General features: G+C 61.8%; 1 protein-coding gene, 1 rRNA gene and 1 pseudogene. 1 reads left to right on the forward strand and 2 read right to left on the reverse strand.

Translation table 11 applies throughout. The features are described from left to right. On the forward strand, window positions 1-282 hold a 282-nt coding region (locus tag FQ377_RS15040; RefSeq protein ID WP_222861892.1), incomplete at its 5' end, for a hypothetical protein. 1,049 nt (window positions 283-1,331) lie between these two features. Here the strand turns inward: FQ377_RS15040 and FQ377_RS14620 are convergent. Then, a pseudogene (locus FQ377_RS14620) lies at window positions 1,332-1,487 on the reverse strand (IS256 family transposase); the annotation flags it as partial. Window positions 1,488-2,295: 808 nt separating this feature from the next. Beyond that, window positions 2,296-2,412, reverse strand: a 5S ribosomal RNA gene (rrf, locus tag FQ377_RS14625). Between the last annotated feature and the right edge of the window lie 3 nt (window positions 2,413-2,415).

Here is a 2,415-nt window from a genome sequence, read left to right on the forward strand (position 1 = left end):
TTCGAAACCAGCCAAAAAAACCAGCCACCACCACAACGACGGCGACCAGCAAATTCAACCAATCAACAAACAATCGGTATCAAAAAACTTGGCACACTATTGAGTTCTCAAACAACAGGAGCAAACGATTACTTGCGGGCCCCGCGCTTTCGCGCTTCTCGTGGCCGCTTTCCTCCGCCGCTATGTTCATACTGTATTTCAATTCTTTTTCTTCTGTCAAATCGTCCGGTCCGGCTGAACGCCGGTGAACAATTGTCCAAAGAAACAACCCGCAGCAATTAGCGACCTAATTCGCCCTCGTATCGAGGCATGCGAACTGATCGTCATTTTGAAGGGGGTGGCTGCCCTCACCGGGGCAACTCATGAAACATTACACGCGTGATCCCCGACGGGCAAACCCGTGAGGAGTCACCTGCATCACGTGCCACCGATGGCTTCGACAGGGATCGGTCGGCGCAATGCTGCAATGCGCGCCGGCCCACCTGGATGGCTGGCGCCTGCGGCACGTCGAGGTCGGGCACAGCGCAGGTGCGCCGTCTCCTCGCTACACAGGGCGCGAGCGTCCACTCCCCACTGGAGGGTGCTCCGGCCGCTGGAGCTGATTTGGTCGACCGCCTCAACCAACGCCGCGAGGACACCCGTTCGTGCGCTATGGCTCTCCGGTGGGGTGGTGAGCTGTCGGCGTCGAGCACAAGAGCAGCGTCCCCACAAGCTTCTTCTGCTGTGCACCAAGCCGGTCGTTTCCTGCGCAGCCGTCGAGATAGTGCTGACTGGTGCAGTGGACGGCAGGGGGACACGTAGCCGTCTCCTGGCCGCGGCCGGTGACTTCTGGTGCCGGCCGCCACTGCCGAGGACTATCGCTGGACCACCCGCTACCTCGGGAGGTATCCCTTGTCCTCCCGACCATGGTTCGCGCTGCTCCACGAAACGCATCCATGCGACCCGTGTTCGTCATCGTGTACTGATTGGAGAGATTCCCACAGTCGCCTCACGGCCGTCCAGGGCTTGATTCTCCTGCGTCCTACGTGGACGCCCAAGATCGATCTCCTGCAGGTCGCCGTAGTCGTGCATCTGCAGGTCACTCGCGCCTACGTGCGCTGCGCCGGCGAGCTGGTCCGCGCAGCAGAACGTAAGCCGTAGAGGACAACGGCCCTTAGGAGTCTGTGGAACCACTCAGAGCACGTCATCAGTACGGTCGGCGCCCTTCGGCCTCGCGCGCCCGATGGGGATCCGTGCCATCATGCGGCGTCCACGCCTGCCCCCGTAAGGGGCGGTCGAGCCCCTGGAGTGGTGTAGCGCTGCGTGACCCCTCAGGGTTAGGCGGTGAGTGCGGGACGGGCCTCCTCGGCGGCGGCCACGGCATCGGCGTCCGCTGAGAACAGGGCGTTGATCATGGTCTGCAGCAGATCACGCATTAGATCAGGGGATGCCTCGCCGAGGGCTTCGCTCAGGAGGCGGGCAGGGTCGAGAATATGTGGTGCGCTCATCGTGTCGATTCCGTTCGAGAGCATTGTGAGAGATTCCTCGAAGGACCACGCTATGTCCGCCCCTATGTCCATCACCAGGATGAACCAGGCAACCGCGCTAGGTGATGTCTTGAGACTTCACCAGACAACCGCGCTACACCATTATCGGAGACTCAAGTTAGGGGCTCTTCGTAGTTCATGCGCAGTTGCCCACCGAATGACTGGGCTGCAACCGAATGCCTGGGCTGCGTCGGTGACCGAAACTTGGAACCATCGCTGCACGGACGCCGCTGCACAGGCGGGGCTCGAGAACACCGTGCTCCACGCGGTGTAACGACCGGGCCCGCGACAATAGCCGGGTCCGAACCTCGGGCAAGGACGGCCGGACCATCGTTGCCCGCGCGACCGATCTCGAGGCCATCCCATCGCGACCCTCGCGCATGACAACGCACCCAGCACCTGTCGAATTTGTTCAACATGCCCCGCGAGCTTGCCGGCGTGGCCAAGAAAAAATCCGCTGGCGACGCCATTCCCGCACACTGGATTTAGAAATGCCTGTTCCGGTCCCTGGAGCGCCTTTGACCTCTCGCCTTCGTGTCGAGGCTGACGACATATCTACCGCTGACACTAAAACTGGGCGAACGGTGGTGAGCTACCGATGGGGGCTCCATCGGATCAACCAGGCACCAGTGCATTCCGTACGAGGCTAGGTGTGCGCCGGGAGTGCCGGCTTAGGCGTGCACAGCGAGGACCGATTTTACTGGTGGGGTGTGGGGGTTAATGGGCGAGGGCCCCTCACCTGGTGGTGGGGGGCCCTCGTCATGTGGTTGTCCGGCGGTGTCCTACTCTCCCACACTCTCTCGGGTGCAGTACCATCGGCGCTGTGGGTCTTAGCTTCCGGGTTCGGAATGGGACCGGGCGTTTCCTCCACGCTATGACCGCCGTAACC

It is taken from the genome of Arthrobacter echini (genome assembly GCF_008107445.1).
Taxonomy (GTDB): Bacteria; Actinomycetota; Actinomycetes; order Actinomycetales; family Micrococcaceae; genus Arthrobacter_D; species Arthrobacter_D echini_A.